The 24,432-nt window shown below is 72.9% G+C and carries 19 protein-coding genes and 1 riboswitch; of the genes, 7 read left to right on the top strand and 12 right to left on the bottom strand.

The genetic code is table 11. The annotated features are described in order from the left end of the window. Positions 1 to 120: 120 nt before the first annotated feature. On the bottom strand, positions 121 to 1,098 hold the full coding sequence (locus NFT33_RS08255; protein WP_251674539.1) for a GMP reductase: 978 nt from the start codon (positions 1,096 to 1,098) through the stop codon (positions 121 to 123). Positions 1,099 to 1,384: 286 nt separating this feature from the next. On the opposite strand from NFT33_RS08255, the gene NFT33_RS08250 reads away from it, so the two are divergent. Together NFT33_RS08250 and NFT33_RS08245 are read left to right on the top strand one after the other, a co-directional pair. Beyond that, on the top strand, positions 1,385 to 2,350 hold the full coding sequence (locus NFT33_RS08250; RefSeq protein ID WP_251674537.1) for a caspase family protein: 966 nt from the start codon (positions 1,385 to 1,387) through the stop codon (positions 2,348 to 2,350). Continuing rightward, entirely contained in the window at positions 2,347 to 4,224 is a 1,878-nt protein-coding gene (locus NFT33_RS08245) for a CHAT domain-containing protein (protein ID WP_251674535.1), read from the top strand. The genes NFT33_RS08250 and NFT33_RS08245 overlap by 4 nt, the downstream gene beginning before the upstream one ends. On the opposite strand, the gene NFT33_RS08240 is transcribed toward NFT33_RS08245, so the two are convergent. Beyond that, on the bottom strand, positions 4,187 to 4,957 hold the full coding sequence (locus NFT33_RS08240; protein WP_251674533.1) for a hypothetical protein: 771 nt from the start codon (positions 4,955 to 4,957) through the stop codon (positions 4,187 to 4,189). The two genes, NFT33_RS08245 and NFT33_RS08240, sit on opposite strands and share 38 nt — an antisense overlap. A gap of 127 nt (positions 4,958 to 5,084) precedes the next feature. On the opposite strand from NFT33_RS08240, the gene NFT33_RS08235 reads away from it, so the two are divergent. Continuing rightward, entirely contained in the window at positions 5,085 to 6,527 is a 1,443-nt protein-coding gene (locus tag NFT33_RS08235; protein ID WP_251674531.1) for a GGDEF domain-containing phosphodiesterase, read from the top strand. Here the strand turns inward: NFT33_RS08235 and NFT33_RS08230 are convergent. From NFT33_RS08230 to thiC, 5 genes are read right to left on the bottom strand one after another with little or no spacing between them, the layout of a single operon-like run. Further along, positions 6,434 to 8,134: a bifunctional hydroxymethylpyrimidine kinase/phosphomethylpyrimidine kinase gene (locus NFT33_RS08230; RefSeq protein WP_251674529.1), complete on the bottom strand. Its 1,701-nt coding sequence runs from the start codon at positions 8,132 to 8,134 to the stop codon at positions 6,434 to 6,436. The two genes, NFT33_RS08235 and NFT33_RS08230, sit on opposite strands and share 94 nt — an antisense overlap. A gap of 11 nt (positions 8,135 to 8,145) precedes the next feature. Then, positions 8,146 to 8,964, bottom strand: a complete 819-nt coding sequence (locus NFT33_RS08225; protein WP_251674528.1) for a thiazole synthase — start codon at positions 8,962 to 8,964, stop codon at positions 8,146 to 8,148. 6 nt (positions 8,965 to 8,970) lie between these two features. After that, complete coding sequence (gene thiS, locus NFT33_RS08220; RefSeq protein ID WP_220785003.1) at positions 8,971 to 9,171, bottom strand: sulfur carrier protein ThiS; 201 nt, start codon at positions 9,169 to 9,171, stop codon at positions 8,971 to 8,973. Continuing rightward, a complete protein-coding gene (locus tag NFT33_RS08215) occupies positions 9,168 to 10,235 on the bottom strand; it encodes an FAD-dependent oxidoreductase (RefSeq protein ID WP_251674526.1) in 1,068 nt (355 codons plus the stop codon). The genes thiS and NFT33_RS08215 overlap by 4 nt, the downstream gene beginning before the upstream one ends. Before the next feature lie 3 nt (positions 10,236 to 10,238). Next, a complete protein-coding gene (thiC, locus tag NFT33_RS08210; protein WP_251674523.1) occupies positions 10,239 to 12,092 on the bottom strand; it encodes a phosphomethylpyrimidine synthase ThiC in 1,854 nt (617 codons plus the stop codon). Positions 12,093 to 12,188: 96 nt separating this feature from the next. After that, positions 12,189 to 12,298, bottom strand: a riboswitch (TPP riboswitch). Positions 12,299 to 12,480: 182 nt separating this feature from the next. Here thiC and NFT33_RS08205 point away from each other — a divergent pair. Then, positions 12,481 to 16,128: a DUF748 domain-containing protein gene (locus NFT33_RS08205; RefSeq protein WP_251674521.1), complete on the top strand. Its 3,648-nt coding sequence runs from the start codon at positions 12,481 to 12,483 to the stop codon at positions 16,126 to 16,128. Between the two features lie 24 nt (positions 16,129 to 16,152). On the opposite strand, the gene NFT33_RS08200 is transcribed toward NFT33_RS08205, so the two are convergent. The 5 genes from NFT33_RS08200 to NFT33_RS08180 form a co-directional block, all read right to left on the bottom strand. After that, positions 16,153 to 17,295, bottom strand: a complete 1,143-nt coding sequence (locus tag NFT33_RS08200; RefSeq protein ID WP_251674519.1) for a GNAT family N-acetyltransferase — start codon at positions 17,293 to 17,295, stop codon at positions 16,153 to 16,155. Beyond that, positions 17,292 to 19,250, bottom strand: coding sequence for an MFS transporter (locus NFT33_RS08195; protein ID WP_376744137.1), 1,959 nt, complete (start codon positions 19,248 to 19,250; stop codon positions 17,292 to 17,294). Before NFT33_RS08195 ends, NFT33_RS08200 begins: the two co-directional genes overlap by 4 nt. Positions 19,251 to 19,358: 108 nt before the next feature. After that, entirely contained in the window at positions 19,359 to 20,168 is an 810-nt protein-coding gene (locus tag NFT33_RS08190; RefSeq protein WP_251674515.1) for a DUF2145 domain-containing protein, read from the bottom strand. Continuing rightward, a complete protein-coding gene (locus NFT33_RS08185; protein WP_251674550.1) occupies positions 20,165 to 20,566 on the bottom strand; it encodes a hypothetical protein in 402 nt (133 codons plus the stop codon). Before NFT33_RS08185 ends, NFT33_RS08190 begins: the two co-directional genes overlap by 4 nt. Before the next feature lie 90 nt (positions 20,567 to 20,656). Beyond that, the gene (locus NFT33_RS08180; RefSeq protein WP_220785018.1) at positions 20,657 to 21,085 is read right to left on the bottom strand and encodes a YiaA/YiaB family inner membrane protein; all 429 of its coding nucleotides are present in this window, start codon (positions 21,083 to 21,085) and stop codon (positions 20,657 to 20,659) included. 250 nt (positions 21,086 to 21,335) lie between these two features. On the opposite strand from NFT33_RS08180, the gene NFT33_RS08175 reads away from it, so the two are divergent. The 3 genes from NFT33_RS08175 to NFT33_RS08165 all read left to right on the top strand — a co-directional run bounded on the left by NFT33_RS08175 (position 21,336) and on the right by NFT33_RS08165 (position 24,296). Further along, a complete protein-coding gene (locus NFT33_RS08175; RefSeq protein WP_220785020.1) occupies positions 21,336 to 22,070 on the top strand; it encodes a helix-turn-helix domain-containing protein in 735 nt (244 codons plus the stop codon). An 87-nt stretch (positions 22,071 to 22,157) separates the two neighbouring features. Beyond that, positions 22,158 to 23,186 (top strand): LacI family DNA-binding transcriptional regulator, encoded by a 1,029-nt coding sequence (locus NFT33_RS08170; protein WP_251674513.1) that lies wholly within the window; start codon positions 22,158 to 22,160, stop codon positions 23,184 to 23,186. A 66-nt stretch (positions 23,187 to 23,252) separates the two neighbouring features. Beyond that, positions 23,253 to 24,296 (top strand): pirin family protein, encoded by a 1,044-nt coding sequence (locus NFT33_RS08165; RefSeq protein ID WP_251674511.1) that lies wholly within the window; start codon positions 23,253 to 23,255, stop codon positions 24,294 to 24,296. Positions 24,297 to 24,432: the final 136 nt, after the last annotated feature.

Genomic DNA, 24,432 nt, shown 5'->3' with positions numbered 1-24,432 from the left:
GACGTGCCAGACCCGTGAGGGGACGACACGCAGCCGCGAGGAAGCAGGAACCCGCCGAAGGCTCGGCCGCGCAAGCGGTCGTGTCTGCCGGAATCCTCGTCCTTCAGGGCGGGGAGGATGTCAAATCAGCAGATGCTCGCCGGCGTTGTCGCCGCCCAGGATCACGTAGTTGACGCGGCGGATGTCGGCCAGCCGGGTGCCGCCGGCATACGAGATCGAGCTCTGCAGGTCTTCCTGCATCTCGCGCAGCGTGTCGGCCAGCCGGCCCTTGACGGGTTCGAGGATGCGCTTGCCCTCGACATGACGGTACTCGCCCTTGTTGAAGTCGCTGGCCGAGCCGTAGTACTCCTTGTAGAGCCGGCCGTCGACCTCGACCGTCTTGCCCGGCGACTCCTCGTGGCCGGCGAAGAGCGAGCCGATCATCACCATGGCCGCACCGAAGCGCACGCTCTTGGCGATGTCGCCGTGGTGGCGGATGCCGCCGTCGGCGATGATCGGCTTCGTCGCCACCCGCGCGCACCACTTCAGCGCCGAAAGCTGCCAGCCGCCGGTGCCGAAGCCGGTCTTCAGCCGGGTGATGCAGACCTTGCCCGGGCCGATGCCGACCTTGGTGGCGTCGGCGCCCCAGTTCTCCAGGTCGATCACCGCCTCGGGCGTGCCGACATTGCCGGCGATGACGAAGGCCTGCGGCAGCCGCGCCTTGATGTGCTCGATGGTGCGGCGCACCGATTCGGCGTGCCCGTGCGCGATGTCGATGGTGATGTAGTCGGCGCCCAGACCCTCGGCGGCGAGGCGGTCGATCACCGCGAAGTCGTGCGGCTTCACGCCCGAGCTGATCGACACGAACAGGCCCTGCTCGCGCATCGAGCGCGCGAAGGCGACCGTGTCGAGGTCGAAGCGGTGCATCACGTAGAAATGGCCGTTCGCCGCCAGCCAGGCGGCCAGCGGCGCGTCGAGCACGGTCTTCATGTTGGCCGGCACGACCGGCAGGTGGAAGCGGCGGCCGCCGAAGACGACGGAGGTGTCGCACTCGCTGCGGCTGTCCACGCGGCACTGGCGCGGCAGCAGCAGCACGTTGTCGTAGTCGAAGATGTCCATGACGGGAAAGGCTCTCGGAGTCGGTGGGGTGCGGCGACGGGAATGCAGTGCCGCCGCAGGACTGCGAGCGCTTGACCTGGGGACCGGTCGGAGGCGGCTGGGGAAGCCGCCGGCACCGGGCCGCAGAATTTGGGCCCGATGAACGATTCTACGCGGGGTCGTGACATCCTCGGCGCCACGAATTGGCATCTGCACGCCCGCCCGATGGACAGAAAAGCGCCGGAATTCTCCACTTCCATCCTCGATCAAGATTTCAGATCGGGACACATCAGGAAGGAAACCGCGCATGAGCACCATCCCGACCAGCGCCCCGAAGAAGCGCGCCACCCCCCGCCCGGCCGCATCGGCCTCCGCCGCTGCCAAGCGCCGGGCGCTGTCGCTGCACATCGGCCTGAACAAGGTCGATCCCGGTCACTATGCCGGCTGGGACGGCGAACTCTTCGCCTGCGAGGCCGATGCGGCCGACATGCGGGCCCTGGCGCTGTCGAAGGGCCTGAAGCCGACGGTGCTGCTCGGCGCCCAGGCCAGCCGCGCGGCGGTGCGGAAGGCGCTGCGCGCGGCATCGGGAACGCTGAAGTCGGGCGACTATTTCCTGCTGACCTTTTCCGGCCACGGCGGCCAGGTGCCCGACACCAGCGGCGAGGAAGTCGATCGCCTGGACGAGACCTGGTGCCTGTGGGACGGCCAGCTGATCGACGACGAGCTCTACCTGGAGCTGAGCCGCTTCGCCGCGGGCGTGCGGGTGCTGGTGCTGTCCGACAGCTGCCACAGCGGCACGGTGACCCGCGCGGCGCCGGCCTCGCCTCCGGTGGTGCTGCCGGGCCAGCCGCGCCCGCGCCTGATGCCGCGCCAGATCGCGCGCAAGACCTACCGCGATCACCAGGACTTCTATGACGGGCTGCAGCAGGAGGTCGCGGCCGAGGCCGCCCGGTCCGGCGGCGTGATCGATCCGGATGCGGCGCTGGCGCAGGTGCGCATCGACAGCAGCCGGCTGACCGGCGTGGTCACGAAGTTCCTGCCTTCGGTCATCCTGATCTCGGGCTGCCAGGACAACCAGACCTCGATGGACGGCGAATTCAACGGCGCCTTCACCGGCCGGCTGCTGGAGGTCTGGAACCAGGGCCGCTTCGGCGGCAACCACACCCAGTTCCGTCATGTGATCGTCGCCGGCATGGAGCCGACGCAGACGCCCAACCTCTACACCCTGGGTCCCTGCGCCACCTTCCTGGCCCAGAAGCCCTTCACCGTTTGAGCGCGGACGCGGACGCCGCCACGGCCGCCACGGCCGCCACCTCCGCCCGGCCGACGCTGAGCGTGCAGGTGCGTGCCGGCGATCTGCGCGGCCTCGCGCTGCCGCTGCTGGTCGGGCAGCATGAGCAGGATCCGATCGCCGGACCGCAGGCGCTGATCGACCAGACGCTCGACGGCGCCCTGAGCGATCGCCATCGGCTCGGCCTGTACGCCGGCCCGATCGGCACCGCGACCGTGGTGCTGCGCGGCGGCCAGAGCGACAGCGCGCCGCTGCGCGGCGCGGTCGTGACCGGACTGGGGCCCTATGACGGCACGCTGGGCAGCCTCGGCCTGACCGAGGCGGTGCGCACCGGCGCGCTGCGTCTGCTGCTGCAGGTGCGCGACCAGCTCGGCCCCGGCCCGCGCGCCTTCACGCTGGGCACGCTGCTGCTGGGCAGCAACTCGGCCGCGAATCTGGGCCTGGAGACCGTGGTCGAGGCGCTGGTGCTCGGGGTGCTGCAGGCCAGCCAGCGCTTCGCCGAGGTGGCTGGCAGCGCCATCCGCATCGCTCGTCTCGAGCTGGTCGAGCTTCGCCCCGACCTGGCGCAGGCGGCGGCGGAGCAGCTCGACCGGCTGGCGCCGCGGCTGCAGCGGCTGGCCGAGCACGGCGGCCTGACGCTGGACTGGCAAGGCACGCTGCTGCGCAGCCGCGGCCATCGTGTGCGTGCCGCCTCGGGCTCGACCGCCCATGGCGGCTCGAACGCGGCCGGCACCGCTGGCAGCTACTGGCCGCGGCTGCTGGTGCGCACACGCGCCGACGGCGCGCTGGACTATCTGCACCTGGGCGCACGGGCACGCGCCGAGGCGGTCGGCCAGCCGCTGCAGCCCGGTCTGCTCGATGCGCTGCTGCGCCCGGCAGACATCGCCGGCGCGCCGGGCTGGGATGCCGAGCTGGGCCGAACACTCTTCCATCTGCTGGTGCCGCCGGACTTCCGGGAAACCGTGCGCCAGCTGTCGCGCGCGGTGCTGGTGGTCGATGCGCACAGCGCTGCGGTGCCCTGGGAGCTGCTGCTGGCCGAAGATCCTGCCATCGGCCCGGCCGAGCCGCTGGCGCTGCGCATGCCGCTGGTGCGCCAGCTCGCCAGCAGCAGCTTTCGCCGCCAGGTGCGGCGCAGTCCGGGCCAGGCGGCGCTGGTCATCGGCAATCCCTCCACGCTCACCCGCAGCAGTCAAGGCAGCGGCGACCCGCTCGAGCCCCTGCCCGAGGCGGCCGAGGAGGCGACGCAGATCCACCGGCTGCTGCAGGACTGCGGCCAGGCGTCGACGCTGCTGGTCGGCGAAGAGGCCCTGGCGGGCCGGGTGCTGCGCCAGCTCCATGCCCGGCCGCTGCATCTGCTGCATGTCAGCGCGCATGGCCGGCTGCCGGACGGCCCCGGCGGGCGCTGCGGCGTCATGCTCTCCGACGACCTGATGCTGACCGCCATCGAGATCGGCGCGATGGACCCGGTGCCGGAACTGGTCTTCCTGAACTGCTGCCATCTCGGCCGTCTGGACGACGGCCGCACGACACCGCCGCAGCGCGCCGCCAGCCTGGCGCAGACGCTGATCGACATCGGCGTGCGCTGCGTGCTGGTGGCGGGCTGGGCGGTCAGCGACGCGGGCGCGGCACAGTTCGGCACCACCTTCTACCGCGAGCTGCTGCAGCACGGGCAACCCTTCGGCGAAGCGGTCTTCCGGGCTCGGCAGAGCGCGCGCGAACGGGCCCTGGCGGGCGACCTGAGCTGGGGCGCCTTCCAGGCCTACGGCGATCCGGCCTGGACGGCGGTGCGGCCGGCACGGCCGTCCGCACCGGTCAGGATCAGGTCAGCGCCCGCAGCCGGGCGCCCGCGCCGCTGACCCGGCGGTCGTTCATGCCGGGCGGCAGCGGCACCACACGCCGGCGCCGCTCGGACGGCAGGTCGACACTCCCCTCGTCCGCACCGGTGCCGCTGACCCCGGTGCCGCGCAGCGCCAGCCGCACCGGACCGGCACGGCGACCCTCGGCCGCCACCGCCGAGCGCGAGACCGGCGGCAGACGCTCCACCCGCGCCTGCAGCCGCGCACGCGCCGCATCCGACTCCTCGAGCAGCCCGAGCAGCTGAGCCACCTCGGCACGCGCGGCCGCGAGCTGGCTGCGCAGCGCCTCGACCTCCCGGCGATGCGCCGCGCGCTCGCCGCCGATCTGCCGGTCCTGCTGCACCAGCTGCTGGCCCAGGGCCTGCTCGACATGACGGCGCGCCGCCTGCAGCGCCTCGATCTCGCGCTGCAGCTCGGCCTCGCGCCAGACCGCCTCGTCGCGCACCTGGCGCAGCGCGGGCAATTCGCCCTCGAGCGCCTGCAGCCGCGCCTGATGCTCGTCGAGCCAGTGGTCCTGCTCGGTCCAGCACTGGCGCTGGTGCGCATCGAGATGCGCGCGCACCCGCTGCCGGGTCAGCAGATGCATGCCGCCCGCGCCCGCCAGCAGCAGCCCCGCCGCAGTCGCCAGCCCGCCCAGTCCATGCCACAGTGCCATCGCTTCCATGTCGCCCTTGGCCTCCCGCAAGTAACAAAAAGAAACAAATTGAATGATGCCCGGGGCCTGGCGGAACATCTTGAAGAGAGCCTGAGCACATGCCGCCACCCCCCGCCCTGCAAGCGGAACACAAGGACAGGAGCGCCCCGGGCTGCTACCTTGGCTGGCATCGCTTTCAACCGGAAACCGCCGGAACCTTGACCTCATGAACCAGCTGCGCATCGTGGTGATGGAAGACGGGCCGCTGCAGGAGCAGGACCATGACGCGACGCTGCGTCATCTGGGCCTGATCGATGCCCGCACCGGTCTGCCGCACCGTGACCTGCTTCTCGACCGGCTCGGCCAGGCGGTGGCCTCGGTCAGCCGGGGTGGCGCGGCCTTCGCGCTGATGTGCATCGGCATCTCGGTGCTGCCCGGGCCGCCCGGCCCCAGCCGGGCCGAACCCGAGGCGCTGCGCGACGAGTTCGCGCATCAGCTGCTGGCGATGAGCCGCCATACCGACAGCTTCGCGCTCAGCGGCCCGGACGAGTTCCTGGCGCTGATTCCCGGCAATCCATCGGTCGGCGGCCTGATGACGATGGGCCAGAAGATGGCCGCGGGCTTCGCCGGACGGCTGCAGGTGCACATCGGCGTGGCGCTGTGCCCGCGCCATGCGGCCGATGCCGGCGTGCTGCTGCAGCAGGCCTGCGCCGCGCTGGAGCAGGCCCGCGGCGCACAGGTCATCACCGCGCTGTACGAGCCGCGCGGCCTGGGCACCGCCAGCCGCTGCGAACCCGCGCCGGAGCCCGAGGACGAGGCCTGCACACCCGGCTTCGTGCCGGTGATCGACCTGCAGGAAGGCGGACTGCTGCGACTGCAGATCGTGGCCGGCGCCGGTGGCCCGGGCAGCGGCAGCAGCACCGACTTCGCACCGACCTCGATCGGCGCGCCGCCACGCCAGGACCGCAGCCAGCAGCAGCATCAGCTGCTCGGCCTGCTGGACCGGGCGCTGCAGGCCGCCAGCGGCTGGCGCCGCCAAGGCCTGAAGGTCAGGCTGTCGCTGCCGCTGCCCGGCCGGCTGCTGGACGAACCGACGCTCGCACCCGCGCTGCTGGCCCTGCTCGACCGCCACCGCTGGCCGGCGCCCGACCTGACGGTCGAGGCCCGCAGCGCCGCGATCATGCAGCGCGGCGCCGAGGTGATCGAGGCGCTGAGCAGCGCCGGCGTGCCGCTGTCGATCGACGACGAGGGCGACGGCATGGCGCTGCATCTGGCGATGGCCGCGCCGGCCAGCGTGGCCGAGCTGAAGTTCGACTCCACCTCGCTGGGCCTGCTGCGCAGCGAGGCCCAGCGCATCGCGGTGGTGCGTGCGCTGGTCGCGCTGGCACAGGGCTGGCAGGCGCGGGTGGTGGCCACCGGCGTCGACGATCTGCTGACCCGCGCCTGGCTGGCCGAGCTGGGCTGCGATGCGGCCCAGGGTCCGGCCTGCGGACGCGAGCTGCCCGCCGATCAGGTGCCTGCCTGGTGCGCCGGCCGCTCGGGGCCGCCGGGCCTGCCGGCGAACACCGACGCGACTCAGGCCACGATGCCCGCCTCGGCTGCGGGATCCAGACTGGCACGCGGCCAGAGCGGCGCGGCCAGCGCGGCAGAAGGCTCGCGGCCGCGCTGACAGGCGGCGGCCATCCGCGCGAGCCGCTCGCGCTGAGCGGCAGCCGGATCGGCGTCCCCCGGCTGCGCGGCCAGCGCCCGCACCAGGCAGACATCGGCGGCGCCTGCGGCCATGACCGCCTCGACCTGCGTCTCATCCAGCACGCCGCCGATGCCGACCACCGGCACCGGCGCCATGCGCGCCCACCAGCCCAGGTTGTGCAGGCCCTGCGGCGTCCACGGCATGTCCTTGGTCGTCGTCGCCCAGACCGGGCCGCAGGCGACATAGGCCGGCTGCAGCGCGGTCGCGCGCGCCAGCTCCCACAGGCTGTGCGAGCTCAGGCCCAGCCGCAGCCCGCGCGCCTGGGCTGCTGCCAGACGCGCCCGCCCGGCCGCGCCCAGCGCCAGCATGTCCTCCTGGCCCAGGTGCAGCGCGATCGACGCCGCGTCCAGCCGACCGGCCTCGATGGCGTCGAGCACCAGCGCGTGGTGGTCGTTGATCACCAGCACCGGGCGGCGCTCGGCCGGCAGCGCCGCGATCGCCGCCTGCGCCTGGCCGATCTGCACCTGCAGCGCCTCGGCGAAGGCCGCGTCGTCCAGGCCGCGGTGTGCGGCGCGCTTGATGCGCAGCTGCAGCGCGCACAGGCCCGCCACCTCGGCGGCGGCGGCCAGCAGCGGCGCGGCCTGCGCGAACGAGTCGCTGATCGCGTAGAGGCCGCCCGGCCACCGCTCGGGCGGCACGACCACCGGCCCCGGCGGCGTCTCGTCGCAGCCCAGGCGCGGCAGCCGGCGTGCGTCGCCCGCAAAGCCCGCATCGAAGCCGACCGGCCCGGCGCCCTGGCCCGCCGCATGGCCGGCCGCGATCGCCGCGGTGGTCGCCATCTTGGCCAGCACCAGCGCGTCGGCGGTGACGAAGCCGCGCGCCATCGCCGCGGCGGCGCTGGTCGCGAAGGTGCAGCCGGTGCCGTGCGTGTGGCGTGCGTCCAGCCGCGGCAGCGCGAGCCAGCCGCGTGCCAGCGGCGTGTCGATCCAGTCGAGCGCATCGGTGCGGTCGGCGGCGCCGTCCGCGCTGTCGCCGCCGGTGATCGCCACCGCGCCGGCCCCGAGCGCACGCAGCGCCGCGGCCTGCGCCGGCACCTCGGCCGGCGTCGCGGCGTCAGCCACGCCCAGCAGCCGCGCCGCCTCGCGCCGGTTCGGCGTGATCAGATCGGCACGCGGCAGCAGCCGCTCGCGGTAGGCCGCCAGCAGCGCGTCATCGCAGAACGCGGCGCCGCCCGCGCTGGCGCCCAGCACCGGATCGACCACCAGGCGCACGCGCGGCCCGCCCTCGGCGTCGAAGCGCGCCAGCCAGCGCATCAGCACCGCCACGCCCTCGGCGCTGCCGATCAGCCCGGTCTTGATGACGCTCGGGCGCAGGTCGGCCGCCAGCGCGGCGAGCTGTGCGTCGAGCACCTCCGCCGCCACCGGCACGACGCGGTCGACGCCGAGCGAGTTCTGCGCGGTGATCGAGGCGACCACCGGGCAGAGGTGGACCGCGCAGCCTTCGGCGGCACGCGCGTCGGCGCTGAGACCTGCGCCGCCGCCGCTGTCGTTGCCGGCGACGCTCCAGAGAACAGGACGATCCGACATCGGTGCGGCCGTCACAGCAGGAAGGGCCGGCCGCTGACCGGCGTGGTGGCCACCGCCATCGCCTGCGGCGCCATCACGCCGGCCTCGAAGCCGAGCCGCCCGGCCTGCACTGCGCGCCCGAAGGCGGCGGCCATGCGCACCGGATCGCGCGCCTGCGACACCGCCGAGTTCAGCAGCACCGCGTCATAGCCCAGCTCCATCGCCTGCACCGCATGCGCCGGCGCACCGATGCCTGCATCGACGATCAAGGGCACCTGCGGCAGCCGCTCGCGCAGCGTGCGCAGCGCCCACGGGTTGATCAGACCCTGGCCGGAGCCGATCGGCGCGCCCCAGGGCATCAGCACCTCGCAGCCCACGTCGAGCAGGCGCTGGCAGGTGACGAGGTCGTCGGTGCAGTAGGGGAAGACCTGGAAGCCCTCGCGCACCAGCTCCTCGGCGGCCAGCACCAGCTCCCACGGGTCGGGCTGCAGCGTCTGCTCGTCGCCGACGACTTCCAGCTTGATCCAGGCGGTGCCGTACAGCTCTCTGGCCATGTGCGACAGCTCGACCGCCTCGCGGGCGGTGCGGCAGCCGGCGGTGTTGGGCAGCAGGCGTGCGCCCTGCTCGCGCAGCGCCGAGCGGATCGCGGCGATGTGGCCGTTGTCGCCGCCCTCGCCCGCATGGACGCGGCGCAGGCCGACGGTGACCACCTCGGTGCCGGAAGCGACGATGGCCTCGTGCAGCGCCTGCGGCGAGGGATAGCCGGCGGTGCCGAGCAGCAGGCGGCTGTTCAGCGTGACGCAGTAGGCGTGCCAGGCGGACGGGTTCAGCGTGGCATTCAGGGCGCTCATGGCGTTTCAGCCTCCGACGATGGGTTGGAACAGCGTGACCGACTCGCCGTCGGCCAGCACCCGCGTGGCGCGGGCGGCGCGCGGCACATGGCGGCCCTCGACCGCGCTGCCGACCGCCTCGGGCGCGTGGCCCAGGCGCTGCAGCAGCTCGGCCAGCGTCGTGCCCTCGGGCAGCTCGACGGGGTCGCCGTTGACGTGGATCTTCATGATGACAATGCCGTGTGTTGCAGCGCCTGCTCGATCAGGGCCGGCGCGAGCAGCCAGCCGTGGCGGAACAGGCCGTTGATCGCGACGCGGCCGGGTTCGATGTCGAGCCGCGGCGCGTTGTCGGGCAGCGCCGGGCGCAGATTGGTTTCCATGTGCAGGGTGCGCGCCTCGGCCAGCGCCGGCAGCACGCTGTGCGCGGCGGCCATCAGCTCGACCGCCGAGCGCAGGCTCACCGGCGAGCGGTCCTCGCTCTCGATCTCGCTGGCGCCGATGACGATGCGATCGTCCGGCCGCGGCACGATGTAGACCCGGTGGCGCGCATGCAGCAGCCGCAAGGGGCGCGACAGCGGCACGCCGGGCGCATGCAGCCAGATCACCTCGCCGCGCACGCCGCGCAGGGTCGCCACCTGCGGCCGCGCGCCCAGGCCGCGCACGTCGAAGACGAGGTCGAAGCCGTGCGCCGCGCCATCGTCCAGCGTGATCGTGCCGGGGGCGGTGGAGGCGACCGAACGGCCCCAGCGCCAGCGCACCTCGCGGGCGAGCGCGCACAGCGCCGGCAGCACCGCCTGCGGCATGACCTGGCCCTCGCCGTCGAGGAACCAGGCGTGCAGGCCCGGCAGCAGCGCCGGCTCGAGGTCGAGCAGCGCCGGGCGGGTCAGCCGGCGCGGCTCGGACAGACCGGCCGGCGCGGTCGACAGGCGCGCGAGCACCCGCTGCGCCGCGCCCAGGTCCGGCCCGTGGGCCAGCATCAGGCTGCCGCGCTGGCGGAAGTAGCGCGTCGCATCGCCCTGACCGTCGAGTGCGGCCAGCCGCTGCGCCACCTCGGCCCACAGCGGCACCGAGCGCAGGCCCAATGTCGCCACCTCCGGCCCGGCCGCGTCCAGCTCGGCCAGCGGGCTGAGCATGCCGGCGGCGGTGAAGCCCGCCGGCCCCAGGCCGTCGCCGCGCGGCTCCGGGCCCGCGGCCGGATCGAAGACCTCGACCGCGTGTCCGGCGTGCGAGAGCTGCCAGGCCAGCAGGCGGCCCAGCACGCCCGCGCCGGCGATGCCGATGCGCAGCAGCATGGCTCAGCCCTTCGCCGGCTGGATCGGGATGTAGAACTCGCCGCCCGCCGCCTTGAACTCGGCCGACTTCTCGGCCATGCCCTTCTCGGCGTAGTCGCGCACGTCCTGCGTGATCTTCATCGAGCAGAACTTCGGGCCGCACATCGAGCAGAAGTGCGCTTCCTTCGACGAGTCCTTCGGCAGCGTCTCGTCGTGGTATTCCTCGGCAGTCTGCGGATCCAGGCCGAGCGCGAACTGGTCGCGCCAGCGGAACTCGAAGCGCGCCTTGCTCATCGCGTCGTCGCGGGCGCGCTGGCCCGGATGGCCCTTGGCCACGTCGGCCGCGTGCGCGGCGATCTTGTAGGCGATGATCCCCGCCTTCACGTCGTCGCGGTCCGGCAGGCCCAGGTGCTCCTTCGGCGTCACGTAGCACAGCATCGCGGTGCCCATCCAGCCGATCATCGCCGCGCCGATCGCCGAGGCGATGTGGTCGTAGCCCGGGGCGATGTCGATGGTCAGCGGGCCCAGCGTGTAGAAGGGCGCCTCCTTGCAGTGCTTGAGCTGCTCGTCCATGTTGGCCTGGATCATGTGCATCGGCACATGGCCGGGGCCTTCGATCATGGTCTGCACATCGTGCTTCCAGGCGATCTCGGTCAGCTCGCCCAGGGTGCGCAGCTCGGCGAACTGGGCCTCGTCGTTGGCGTCGGCACCCGAGCCCGGGCGCAGGCCGTCACCCAGCGAGAAGGTGACGTCGTAGGCCTTCATGATCTCGCAGATCTCCTCGAAATGCGTGTAGAGGAAGTTCTCCTTGTGGTGCGTGATCATCCACTTGGCCAGGATCGAGCCGCCGCGGCTGACGATGCCGGTGCGGCGCTTGGTCGTCATCGGCACGAAGGGCAGGCGCACGCCGGCGTGGATGGTGAAGTAGTCCACCCCCTGCTCGGCCTGCTCGATCAGCGTGTCGCGGAAGATCTCCCAGCTCAGGTCCTCGGCGATGCCGCCGACCTTCTCCAGCGCCTGGTAGATCGGCACCGTGCCGATCGGCACCGGCGAGTTGCGCAGGATCCAGTCGCGGGTGGTGTGGATGTTCTTGCCGGTGGACAGATCCATCACCGTGTCGCCGCCCCAGCGGATCGACCAGACCAGCTTCTCCACCTCTTCCTCGATCGACGAGGTGACGGCCGAGTTGCCGATGTTCGAGTTGATCTTCACCAGGAAATTGCGGCCGATGATCATCGGCTCGACTTCCGGGTGGTTGATGTTGGCCGGGATCACCGCGCGGCCGCGGGCCACCTCGTCGCGCACGAACTCCGGCGTGATGATCTCGGGGATGCGCGCGCCCATCGCGTTGCCCTTCAGGCGGGCCTCGCGCTCGGCGTCCTGCAGGTACTCGCGCATCCACTCGCGCTTGCCGTTCTCGCGGATGGCGATGTATTCCATCTCCGGCGTCACGATGCCCTGGCGCGCATAGTGCATCTGCGAGACGTTGGCGCCGGCCTTGGCGCGGCGCGGCTGGCGCTGCAGGCCGGCGGCCTCGGCACGCAGCTGCTCGATGCGACCGCCGTCGCGCTCCTCGTTCTTGCCGCCGTCGTCCAGCGCGACACGCTGGCGGCCGGTGTAGCTTTCGGTGTCGCCACGCGCCTCGATCCAGCCGGCGCGCACCGGCGCCAGGCCCTGGCGGATGTCGATCGCGGTGGTCGGGTCGGTGTAGGGGCCGGAGGTGTCATAGACCGTGACCCGCTCGCCGTTGGTCAGCGCGATCTCGCGCATCGGCACGCGGATGTCGGGCCGGCTGCCTTCGACATGGACCTTGGTGGAGGCGGGGAACGGCTCGCGGGTCAGCGTGAGCAGTTCCTGGAGCTTGTCGGGGGCGTTCATCGGAGGGTTCCTTCGGTTTCAGGCGGTCGGGTCGCGCTCCGAAGGGACTCCCGGGGCCGCGGTACCGGTCGTCGCGAGAGAGGCGACGGACTGGCAGGGGCCGAGGTGCAGGCTCTTCTTACGCCGGTATTAACCGGGTCAAGTACAGCGGGTTCGGTCTTGGACCATCTCAGCACATCGGATCCGCAAGGCCCCGTCCTGGTTCTGGATGAGGCTTTGCCGACCCGGGGCACCCCGGAGCGTGGGGCGCATTGTGGTGACATGCCCTCCAGGCGTCAAGCCGGGGTCATGCAGCAACAGGTCCGTGTCACGATCGCGGTCCGCGCGCGGCCCGGCTCGCGCGTTGACCCACCTGAAGGCCCCTCGAAGAACGATCCCGCCGCCGCTGATGACTGTCGACGTCCCCGAGAACACCCGCCCGCACCACCCTCCCCGGCTGCTGCGTGCCGCCACGATCATGCTGGCCGGCCTGCTGCTGCTGTGGCTGCTGGCCTGGCTGGCGCTGCCGCCGCTGCTGAAGTCGCTGGTCGAGCGCCAGGCCAGCCAGGCGCTGGGGCGGCCGGTCACGCTCGAGCGGGTCAGCATCCGACCCTGGGCGATGGATCTGGCGATCGAGCGGCTGCGCATCGGCGCCGCGCCCGGCGCGCCATCGGCCGAGCCGCTGCTGGAAGTCGCACGGCTGCGGGCCGATCTCGACGCGGCCTCGCTGTGGCAGCTGGCGCCGGTGGTGGCGGCGCTGGAGATCGAGGCGCCGACACTGCGCCTGACCCGTACCGCCGAGGGCCGTTACGACATCGACGACCTGATCGCCCGGCTGGCCGCGCCGTCGCCCGCGCCGCAGCCCGAGCACGGCCCGGCACGCTTCGCGCTGCACAACCTGCGACTGAGCGACGGCTCGGTGCATTTCGACGACCGGCCGACCGGCCGGATCCACCAGCTCGGCGAGCTGACGCTCACGCTGCCCTTCCTGTCGACGCTGCCCTCGCAGGTCGAGATCGAGGTGACGCCGCGGCTGGCCTTCGTGCTGGATGGTGCGCGCTTCGACAGCCAGGCGCAGGGCCGGCCGTTCGCGCCGCACCGCCGCACGCAGGCGAGCTTCTCGCTGCCGCAGCTCGATCTGGCGCCGTGGCTGGGCCACTGGCCGGCGGCGCTGCCGGTGCGACTGCTGCGCGGGCGCATCGGCACCGAGCTGAAGCTCGACTTCGACGCCCCGGTCGGTGTGCCGCCGGTGGTGCGCCTGAGCGGCCGGGTGCAGGCGCAGGCGCTGGCCTTCGCCGACCGCGACGGCCGCGCGCTGCTGGGCTGGAACGACCTCGACATCGCGCTGCGCGACGTGCAGCCGCTGGCTCGGCGCCTGGCCTTCGGCGCGATCACGCTCGACGGGCTGACGCTCGACCTGGCGCGCGACGCGCAGGGGCGGCTGAATCTTGCCAGGCTGGCGGTACCGGACAGTGCGGCGCCGCCGGCCGCACCGGCCTGGCAGGTCAGCGTCGAGGCGCTGGCGCTGCACGACACCCGCATCGGCTGGCAGGACGCGACGACGCAGCCCGCCGCCCGCCTCGCGCTCGAGCATCTGTCGCTCGAGACCGGCGCGCTGGCCTGGCCGATGCAGCAGCCCGCGCGGCTGAAGCTCGAGGCCGCGCTGGCCGCACCGGCGCGCGGCACGCTGGCGGTCGAGGGCCAGGCCGATCCGGGCGCGGCCGACCTGACCCTGAAGATCGACGCACTCGGGCTGGAGGCGTTTGCGCCCTACCTGCGCCCGGTGCTGAAACCGCGGCTCGACGGCCGGCTGGCGGCGCAGGCGCGGCTGCGCTGGCAGGCGGGCGACGCGCCGGCACTGAACATCGCGCTCGAACGCGGCGAGCTGGCCGCGCTGAAGCTGAGCACGCCCGACGCCCCGGTCGCCACGCCGCCGCTGGCGACGCTGGAGCACCTGGAGATCGAGGCGGGCCAGATCGACCTGAACGCCCGCCAGGTCGAGATCGGCCGGCTGCGGCTGCAGCAGCCGCGCACCCGGCTGGAGCGCGACGCGCAAGGACGCCTGAATCTGGCCGACTGGCTGGCCACGCCCCCGGCGGCATCCACGTCGGCGCCCCCGAAGGCGCCGGCCGCCGTCGAGCCGCCGACGCCGGGCTGGTCGCTGCGGCTCGGTGCGCTGCAGCTCGAGGACGGCCGCCTGGGCTGGCGCGACCTGCAGCCCGAGGACGATGTCGCGCTCGAGATCGAGCGGCTGCAGCTCGGCGTGCAGGACCTGCAGTGGCGCGGCGACCGGCTGGCCGCGCCGCTGCGCTGGCAGCTCGCCGCCGACCTGCGCGGCGAGGGCAGCACCCGCCGCGCCGGCCCGAGCGCGCCGGTGATCGACGCCCGCGGCCAGCTCGCGCTCGAGCCGCTGGCGGTGTCGGCGCGGCTGAAGCTGCAGGCGCTGCCGCTGCACCTGCTGGCGCCCTACGCGCCGCCGATGCCCGGCGTCGAGCTGGTGCGCGCGCGGCTGGGCTGGGACGGCGAGCTGACGCTGCGCCAGCCCGCCGCCGGCCTGCAGCTCGGGCTGCGCGGCGACGGCCGGCTCGCCGACCTGCAGCTGCACACCCGGCAGCGCGGCGCAGGCAGCGGCAGCGGCGGCAGCACCGAAGGCGACGACGGCGCCGAGCTGCTGAGCTGGCAGACGCTCTCGCTGCAAGGGCTGGACGTGGCACTGCAGCCGGGCACGCGCCCGAAGGTAAGCCTGCGCGAGACCGCGCTCGACGGCCTGTTCGCACGGCTGATGATCACGCCGGAGGGCAGATTCAACCTGCGCGATGCCGGCGAGCGGCCGGTCGCCGTCACGTCGGCGCCGGCTGCGGCCTCGGCAGCGTCCGCGCCGGCCGAGCTGCCGGTCGACCTCGACATCGGCCCGACCCGGCTGAGCCGCGCGCGCATCGACTTCGAGGACCGCTTCATCCGCCCGAACTACAGCGCCGACCTCGACGAACTGCACGGCCAGCTCGGGGCCTGGCGCAGCGGCTCGCGCGAGATGGCGACGCTGACGCTGGCCGGCAAGGTCGCGCGCACTGGCGACCTGTCGGTATCGGGGCGGCTGCAGCCGCTGGCCAGCCCGCCGGCGCTCGACATCCAGGCGCGCGCCAGCGACATCGAGCTGGCGCCGCTGTCGCCCTATTCCGGCAAGTACGCGGGCTACGGCATCGAGCGCGGCAAGCTGTCGATGGACGTGGCCTACCGCATCGACGAGAGCGGCCGGCTCGACGCGACGAACCGGCTGGTGCTCAACCAGCTCACCTTCGGCGAGGCGGTCGACAGCCCCGACGCGACGAAGCTGCCGGTGCGGCTGGCGGTGGCGCTGCTGAGCGACCGCCACGGCGTCATCGACCTGGATCTGCCGATCGGCGGCTCGCTGAACGACCCGCAGTTCAGCGTCTTCGGCCTGGTGCTCAAGGTCCTCGGCAACGTGCTGACCAAGGCGCTGACCGCGCCGTTCTCGCTGCTGTCGGGCGGCAGCGGCGAGGACCTGAGCCGGGTGGCCTTCCTGCCCGGGCTGGCGCAGTTGCAGCCTGACGCACCGGCACTGCTCGACCGCGTCGCGCGCTCGCTGGCCGACCGGCCGGCCCTGACGGTGACGCTGGCCGGCGAGGCCGACCGCGAGGCCGAGCGCGCCGCCTGGCAGGCCGCGGCGCTGGAGCGCCGGCTGCAGGCGCTGCACCGGCGCGAGCTGGCCCGCGCCGGCGCGCGCGCCGATCTCGCCGACGAGACCGCCCGAGCGATGACCGATGCCGAGCGCCAGCGCCTGCTCGCGCTGCTGGTGACGCAGCGGCTCAAGGGCGGCGTGCCCGCCGGCAGCACCGCCACCGCCGCGCTGGCCGCGGCCGAGCCGGTCGACGACGAGGACTGGCGCGAGCTGGCCACCGCGCGCGCCGAGGCGGTGCGCGACGCGCTGCGCGAGCGCGGCCTGGCCAACGAGCGGGTCTTCGTCGCCGCGCCGAAGCTGCTGGCGGGACAGGCCGGCTGGACGCCACAGGTCGGCATGACGCTGTCGGCGCGCTGAGGGCGCCGACAGCGGGCGGTCCGCTCAGCCGCGCAGGCGCCGCCCCAGGCCTTTCAGGAAAGCCACCGGCGCCAGCTTCGAGTGCAGGTTCCAGACCGACAGGCGCCGGGTCTGGAGGCAGTCGTCGTACCAGGACATCGCCGAGGCCGCTGCCCCGGCGGGCTCGCGCAGATTCACCAGCCGGCTCTCGGTCGCGGTGGTGGCGAAGCCGTGCTGCAGCGCCTCGAGCAGCAGCAGCAGGCTGGGCGTGTGCGCGGCGCGGGCCGGATCGAAGCAGGCGTGGCGCTCGATCCAGATGTGGCCGCTGCGCAGCCGCAGCAGACCGGCGACCTCGCCCTGCTCGACGCTGCCCAGCAGCCAGACCGCCGCGTCGCCGTCGGCCGCCAGGCGCGGCAGCCACTCGCGGTAGAAGGCGACCCGGCGCTCGTCGCCGCCGATCGTCACGCCGCCGCCCTGCTCGCGCAGCCCGGCCTCGAGCGCGAGATAGCGGTCGAAGGCGGCCAGGATGTCCTGCGGCGTGTCGGCCACCGCCACGCACAGCCCCGGCATGGCCGCGGCCAGCTGCTGGCGCGCCTGCAGCCGCTGCTCGCGCAGGGCCTCCGGTCGGCGCGACAGATGGGCCGGCCAGGTGCCGGTCAGCGGCTGGAAGGTCGAGATCACGTCATCGCCCAGCTCGGCCTGGAAGCCCGGACCCGGCTCGGCCAGCTCGCGCAGCGGCCAGCTGCCGGGGTCGAGCTCGCGCAGGTCCAGCACCTGCCAGTCGGCCCGGGTCGCCTGCAGATGGCGCCACAGCGCGGCCCAGACCGCATCGGCATCGTCCAGCGCAAGCACGCCCGGGCGGTCGCCCTCCAGGATGCCGATCTGGCGCAGCACCTTCAGCGTCATGCCGTAGTGGCGCTCGCTGGTGCGCAGCAGCGGCAGCACGCCGATCAGGCGCTCGTCGTCGGCGCGCACCGTCAGCACATGCAGCTCGTCGCCGGCGCCGAGCAGGTGACGCGCGGCCAGCTGCACATGGCGCCAGCGCACGAAGGGCCCGCCATGCACCGCCCGACGCTCGAGCGCTTCCCAGTCGGTGCGCAGCGCGCTCAGGCCGTCGGCATCACGCACGACGCTGACGCTCGGTTCGATGGCAGGGGACAGCAGCGGAGCGGGGGCGGAGACGTTCATGGGGTCGGTGTCGATGTTCTGGAAAGGGAATGAATGTCGAGCAGGTGCTGCACCTGGTGCTGCAGGGCTTCCGGCGTGAGCCCGCGGGCGGGCATCGGCGCGGCCACCGCCACGCCGATGCGGCTGAACAGACCCCGGCGCAGCGGCCGGGCCAGCGCGCGGCCGCCCTCGATGCGAGAGAAGCTCGAGCCCCACAGGTCGAGCAGCGCCACCGGCACCACCGGCACCGGATCGCGCTCGATGATGCGGGCGATGCCGCCGCGGAAGGGCTGCAGCCGGCCGTCGCGGGTGATGCCGCCTTCGGGAAAGATGCCCAGCAGGTCGCCGTCGGCCAGCACCTTCGAGGCGGCCTCGAAGGCACGCTGGTAGACCACCGGATCCTCCTTCTGCGGCGCCACCGGAATCGCGCCGGCCAGCCGGAACAGCGCCCCCAGCACCGGGGTGGCGAAGATGCGGTGGTCCATCAGGAAGCGGATCGGCCGCGGGCTGACCGCCGCCAGCACCAGCGCATCGACGAAGCTCACATGGTTGGCGGCGATGACCGCCGGCCCCTCGGCCGGAATGTGCCCGGCGCCGCTCACCCGCAGCCGGTAGACGACATGGGTCAGCAAGAAGGCGACGAAGCGCAGCAGGTACTCCGGCACCAGCAGGAAGATGTAGCCCGCCACCAGCGCATTGGCCAGGCCGGTGGCCAGGAAGACCTCCGCGATGCTGAAGCCCGCCGACAGCATCGCGCCGGCCAGCAGGGAGCTGGCGATCATGAAGAGCGCGTTGAGGATGTTGTTGGCGGCGATGATGCGCGCGCGGTGGCTCTTCGGGGCGCGCAGCTGGATCAGCGCGTACATCGGCACGCTGTAGAGCCCGGCAGACAGCGCCATCAGCGCCAGGTCGAGCATGACGCGCCAGTGCGCCGGCTGCGCCAGGAAGCCCGCCACGCCCCAGGACGCGGCCGGCGTGGCCAGACCGCTCGACGCGAAGTACAGGTCGACCGCGAACACCGTCATGCCGATCGCGCCCAGCGGCACCAGGCCGATCTCGACCTGGCGGCGCGACAGCACCTCGCACAGCAGCGAGCCCGCGCCGATGCCCACCGAGAACACCACCAGCAGCAGCGAGGCCACCCGCTCGTCGCCGTGCAGCACCTCCTTGGCGAAGGCCGGGAACTGGCTCAGGAAGACCGCTCCGAAGAACCACATCCACGAGATGCCCAGCAGCGAGCGGAACACCACGAGGTGGCCATGCGCGAGCTTCAGGTTGCGCCAGGTCTCGGTCAGCGGGTTCAGGTTGATGCGCAGGCCCGGATCGGTCGCCGGCGTCGCCGGCACCTGATGCGCGGTCAGCCGGCCCAGCAGCGCCAGCGCCACGCAGGCCACGGCCACCGCCGCCGGCCCCACCTGCGGCAGGCCGATCAGCAGGCCGCCGGCCACATTGCCCAGCAGGATGGCCACGAAGGTGCCCATCTCGACCATGCCGTTGCCGCCGGTGAGCTCGCGCTCGGACAGGTGCTGCGGCAGGTAGGCGAACTTGACCGGGCCGAACAGCGTCGAGTGCAGCCCCATCGCGAAGACGCAGGCCAGCAGCGTGGCCACCCGCACCTGGTCGTCGGTCTGCACGAAGGCCCAGCCGGCCAGCGCCATGATGCCGATCTCGAGCGACTTGACGAAGCGCATCAGCAGCGCCTTGTCGAGCTTGTCGGCGAGTTGCCCGGCGGTGGCCGAGAACAGCACGAAGGGCAGGATGAACAGCGCCCCGATCACCAGCCCGGCCAGCGACGGCGGCAGCCAGGCCAGCTGCAGCTGGTAGGTCACCAGCACGGTCAGGGCGAACTTGAACAGGTTGTCGTTGGCCGCCCCCAGGAACTGGGTCCAGAAGAAGGGCGCGAAGCGGCGCTGGCCGAGCAGCGCGAACTGGCTCGGCTCGGCGGCAGGCGTTGACGGGGTATCGATGGGCATCATCGCGGTCAGGCTTCAGGCGCACGGCGGGAACCGTGCCGATGATCGCGGCAATCCGGAGAATCCCGCGCGCGGAAAGAACGGTTTTGCCGGTTCAGTTTTTCCAGTGCGTCATCGGATCGTCTGCGCCGGGCTGGCCAGTCTCGCACTCTGCACGAAGCGGAAGACCGAGTCGACGGTGACGGTGTCGATGCGATCGGCGAAGCGCTGCGCGTTAGGGTGATCGTCGAAGGCGATGTGCGCGCTGCCGACACGCGCGCCCAGGCGCTTCATCGCGTCGATGCGCAGCGTCGTCGGCACATAGCCCTTGAACTGCAGCCAGGACTGCGCCCGGGCCCGGTCGGTCGCGGAGGGCTCCATCGCCAGCGCCAGCGTCTCCAGTGCCCACTGGTTGCTCTGCTGGTAGCGGGTCGCCCAGGGCCAGGCGACCATGCTGTAGGCCGGCTCATGCAGCGTGGCCGCGCGGGTGTTGTCCTCCAGCAGCGGGCGCAGCGCCTTCTGCGTGGCCGGCGCCAGCACCTGCACGCCGGCCTCGAAGCGGTAGAGATCGTCCGAGAAGAACTCCGCCAGTCCCTGCCGGTACAGCGCCGACTCGGCGGTGCCGCAGTGGTTGAGCTTGTGCACCACCCGCCAGGCCCTGGCGCGCTCGTCGCGGTAGGCGTAGCCCAGGTGCGACCACTGCACGCCGTAGGCATCGAGGTTCTGGCCGCGCCGCGCCAGCAGCACCACCCCGGCGCCGCTGGCATCCAGCCAGCGCGCGGTGCGCTCGGCCAGCTCCAGCGAGCGCACCAGCGTCTCGGTGCTGACCGGCTTCGTCTCGCAGCCGCGACCGGCCTGCGCCGGCGGGCTCGTCGTCGCCAGCAGCGCACCGGCCACCACCAGGACCGCCAGGGTCGGATTCAGGGCAGGAGCGGCGTTCATCGCGAGATCCTTTCATGGTGCAGCAGCGCGGCGCCGCGCTCGCTGGGCAGGAAGCACAGCGCCCGGCCGGCGCTCGACAGGATCCAGCCGGCGCTGATCGCGGTCACGACCACCGCCGCGCCCACCCCCACCGAGACCGCCTCGGCACCGGTGGCGCTGAAGTTCACCACCACCCGCACGCCGTCCGAGGCGCGCTCGAGCACCCAGACCGTGCCGGAGGCCAGCGCCTGCACGCTGAGCACCGTCAGCACCGCGCCGGAGGCCAGCACCGCCGACGGCGCGACCACCGACACCGCCACCGGCACCCCGATGGACAGCCCGGACGAGGCGGCACTGGCGTCCGAGGCGCCCCGGGCGGCAGCCGGTGCGCTGGCGCCGAGCAGGGCCAGCGACAACACGAGGGTCAAGGTCAGGACCTTGCGCGTCTTCATCATGCTTCTCCTTGGAAAAACGGGGACAGTGCGATGTGGGATTGCGGGGCAGGCGGCTCAGCGGCCGGCCTCCCAGGCGTCACGCTGGGTCTTGGCCAGCGTGAAGGCCGACGAGATCAGATAGAGCCAGCTCACGCCGAGGTAGGCCTTCCAGACATCCTCGACCTGCATGCGCCACAGGCCCCAGGCGGTCAGGCTCATCGCCATCACGAAGCTGCCGCGCACCACCCAGGCCCACATCGGCGCATCCGCATCCGGACGGCTCTCGCGGTCGCGGACGAACTTCGACAGCACGAAGGCCGAGCACAGACAGAACAGGTAGCCCATCACCATGAAGGCGCGGTCGAGGCTCTGGCCCGGCAGGCCGGCCAGACCGCCGGCGCACAGCGCCACCGCCAGGCCGAAGGAGATCCAGACCTGGGCGCGCCAGGCCCGGCTGTCACGCTGCGGGCGGCCGCCGGCGCGGCGTGAGCGCAGCGCCGGCATCTCTTCGGACAGATCAGACAGATCGGCCACAGCCGCCGCGAGGGACGGAGCGGAGACAGAGGGCGATGCAGAGGCAGTGGACATGGTGCAGACCTGGCGGTGCGGGCGTTGAAGATGGGCTCATGCTGCGCCCTCACCCACATCGGTTCAATCTCATGCCCCGATCGATCATCTTTCGGCACCATCAGTATCATCAGACGATACCGTCGATGGCCACCGTCGATGCATCACCCTGACACCGGAGCTGCCGATGAGCACCACCGCCGACCTGATCCGCGTCCTCAAGGCCGAGCTGAAGAGCGCCGGCATCACCTATGCCGCGCTGGCGGCGCAGCTCGGCATGGCCGAGTCCAGCGTCAAGCGCATGTTCGCGCAGGGCGACATGCCGCTGTCGCGCATCGACGCGATCTGCCGGGTGCTGCGCACCGACTTCGCCGAGCTCTCGCGCCGGCTCGCCGACGAGCAGCCCGCGCGCACGGAGCTGACGCAGGAGCAGGAGCGCGCGGTCGTGGCCGACCGGCGCCTGCTGCTGGCGGCGATCTGCTGCCTGAGCCAGTGGACCTTCGAGCAGATGCTGGCCAGCTACCGCTACGAGCCGGCCGAGCTGGTGGGGCTGCTGCTGCAGCTCGACCGGCTGGGCATCATCGAGCTGCGCGAGCACAACCGCTACCGGCTCAAGGTCAGCAAGACCTTCCGCTGGCGCCCGCACGGGCCGGTGATGCAGTTCTTCCGCGCCGAGGTGGTGCCGGACTATTTCCGCGGCGGCTTCGACGGCGAGGGCGAGCAGCTGATGCTGGTGCACGGCGAGATCAACCGCGCGCTGGCACCGGTCTTCAACGAGCGCCTGGCACGCATCGGCGCCGACTTCGCGCGCCAGCACCTGGCCGACCAGCGCCTGCCCGAAGACCAGAAGCAGCCCTTCACGATGGTGCTGGGCATGCGCTCGTGGCTGTTCGGGCCGTTCCGCGATCTGCGGCGGCCGTAAGGCCAGCGCGCCCCTGGGCAGGCCAGAATCGACCCTTTTCCTCTTGCATTGCCCCCCACTCCTGCAGCGACGAGCACGACAAGCACAATGGCCAGCACGATCAAGGATGTCGCCCGCCTGGCGGGCGTGGGTGTCGGAACCGCCTCGCGGGTGATCTCGGGCAAGGGCCCGGTCGCGCCGGAGACGGCCGCACGGGTGCAGCAGGCCATCGAGACGCTGGGCTTCCGGCCCTCGAGCATCGCGCGCGCGCTGTCGCGCAAGAGCCTGGACATGCTGGGCGTGTACGTGCCGCAGTACCAGGGCCTGTTCCACGGCGCGGTGCTCGAGACGATCGGGCGCGAGCTGCGCGAGGTCGAGCGCCACATGGTCACCGCCAGCGGCGGCGCCTGCGGCGACGCGCGGCTGCAGGCGCTCGACGGCATCGACTTCCTGCGCCAGCGCGAATGCGACGGCCTGCTGCTGATGAGCCACGCGCTGCACGACGACGACCTCCGCCAGCTGCATGCGCAGATGCCGCAGATCGCGGTGCTCAACCGCATCGTGCCCGGGCTGGAATCGGTGTGCTTCTCGAGCGACCACGCGCTCGGCGGCCGGCTGGCCGCGCAGTGCCTGCTCGAGGCCGGGCACCGCGAGGTCGCCATCATCAGCGGCCCGCACCACGCGCCCGACAACGAGGCGCGGCTGCACGGCTTTCTCGACACGCTCGGGGCGGCCGGCGTGCGGGTGCCCTCCGAGCGCATCATCACCGGCGACTTCACGCCGGCCTCCGGGCGGGCGGCCGCCGAGGCGCTGCTGGCGCGCTGCGGCCCGGCGCCCCTGCCCTTCTCGGCGCTGTTCTGCGCCAACGACCCGATGGCCATCGCGGCGATCAGCGTGCTCGCGGCCGCCGGCCTGCGCATGCCCGAGGACCTGTCGGTGGTCGGCTACGACGACTGCGAGTTCGCCGCCCATGTCTGGCCGGCGCTCACCACGGTGCGCATCGACATCGACGCGATCGCCACGCAGGCCACGCGCGACCTGATCAACCGCTGCTACGGCCGCGACCGCCCGGTGATCCGCGATGTCGCGCCCGAGCTGGTGCGGCGGCAGTCGGTGCGCCGGGTCGACGCGGCCTGAGGGGAAAGGCGTCGGGGCGTACAGTCCGGGAACCCCGTCACCCGGGCCCGCCGGCCCGCCCCGACCATGTCCACGCCCGACGCCGATCTGCCCGCACCGACCTTCCTGCCCCTCGGCTTTCCGTGGCCGACGCAGGACCCCTTCCTCTTCTGCGTCCACCACGACGACCGCTACCCCGCCGGCAACGGCCGCTTCGGCCCGGCGGCGTCGCTGGCCGGACGCCAGATCGGCAGCGACTTCTCCTACCGCGACGGCTGGAGCCTGTACCACGGCGAGCAGGTGCCGGGCTTTCCCGCCCACCCGCACCGCGGCTTCGAGACGGTGACGCTGGTGCGCACCGGCCGCATCGACCACGCCGACTCGGCCGGCGCGGCCGCGCGCTACGGCGACGGCGACGTGCAGTGGCTGACCGCCGGGCGCGGCATCCAGCACAGCGAGATGTTCCCGCTGCTGCGCACCGACGCGCCCAACCCGCTCGACCTGTTCCAGATCTGGCTGAACCTGCCGGCGCGCAGCAAGTTCGCCGCGCCGCACTTCACGATGTTCTGGGCCGACACGATGCCCCGCCACATCGAGACCGATGCCCAGGGCCGGCGCGCCGAGCTGCTGTGTGTGGCCGGCGCCCTGCCCGATCTGGCCACGCCGCCCAGCCCACCGCCCGACTCCTGGGCCAGCCAGGCGGAGGCCGACGTGGCGATCTGGACCCTGAAGCTCGATGCCGGCGCGCGGCTGACGCTGCCCGCCGCACGCGGCGGCGCGGCGACGAAGCGCCGGCTCTATTTCTTCCTCGGCGACGGCCTGCGGGTGGCGGACCAGCCGGTGCCGGGCCACTGCGCGATCGACCTCGCCGCCGAGCGGCCGGCCGAGATCGTCAACACCGGCACCTCGCCGGCCGAGCTGCTGATGCTGCAGGGCCGCCCGATCGGCGAGCCGGTAGCGCAGTACGGCCCCTTCGTGATGAACACCCAGGCGGAGATCCGCCAGGCCTTCGCCGACTACCAGCGCACCGGCTTCGGCGGCTGGTCCTGGGACGACGCCGCGCCGGTGCACGGAACCGACGCCGCCCGCTTCGCCCGGCACCCGGACGGCCGCGTCGAGCGGCCGGAGTGACGCAGCGCCCGGCCCGTCACCGCAACCTGCCGTCATCCCGCCACACGCCGTCACCCCCGCGCAGGCGGGGGCCCACGCAGGGCACGACGGCGGCGACTCGTAGGTTCCCGCCTTCGCGGGAATGACGGGGCAGCGT

The organism is Sphaerotilus sp. FB-3 (assembly GCF_023706025.1).
In the GTDB taxonomy this organism is placed as follows: Bacteria; Pseudomonadota; Gammaproteobacteria; order Burkholderiales; family Burkholderiaceae_C; genus Sphaerotilus; species Sphaerotilus sulfidivorans.
The sequence above is the reverse complement of the archived record's forward strand: the minus strand, read 5'-3'. Positions and strand labels throughout refer to the sequence as shown.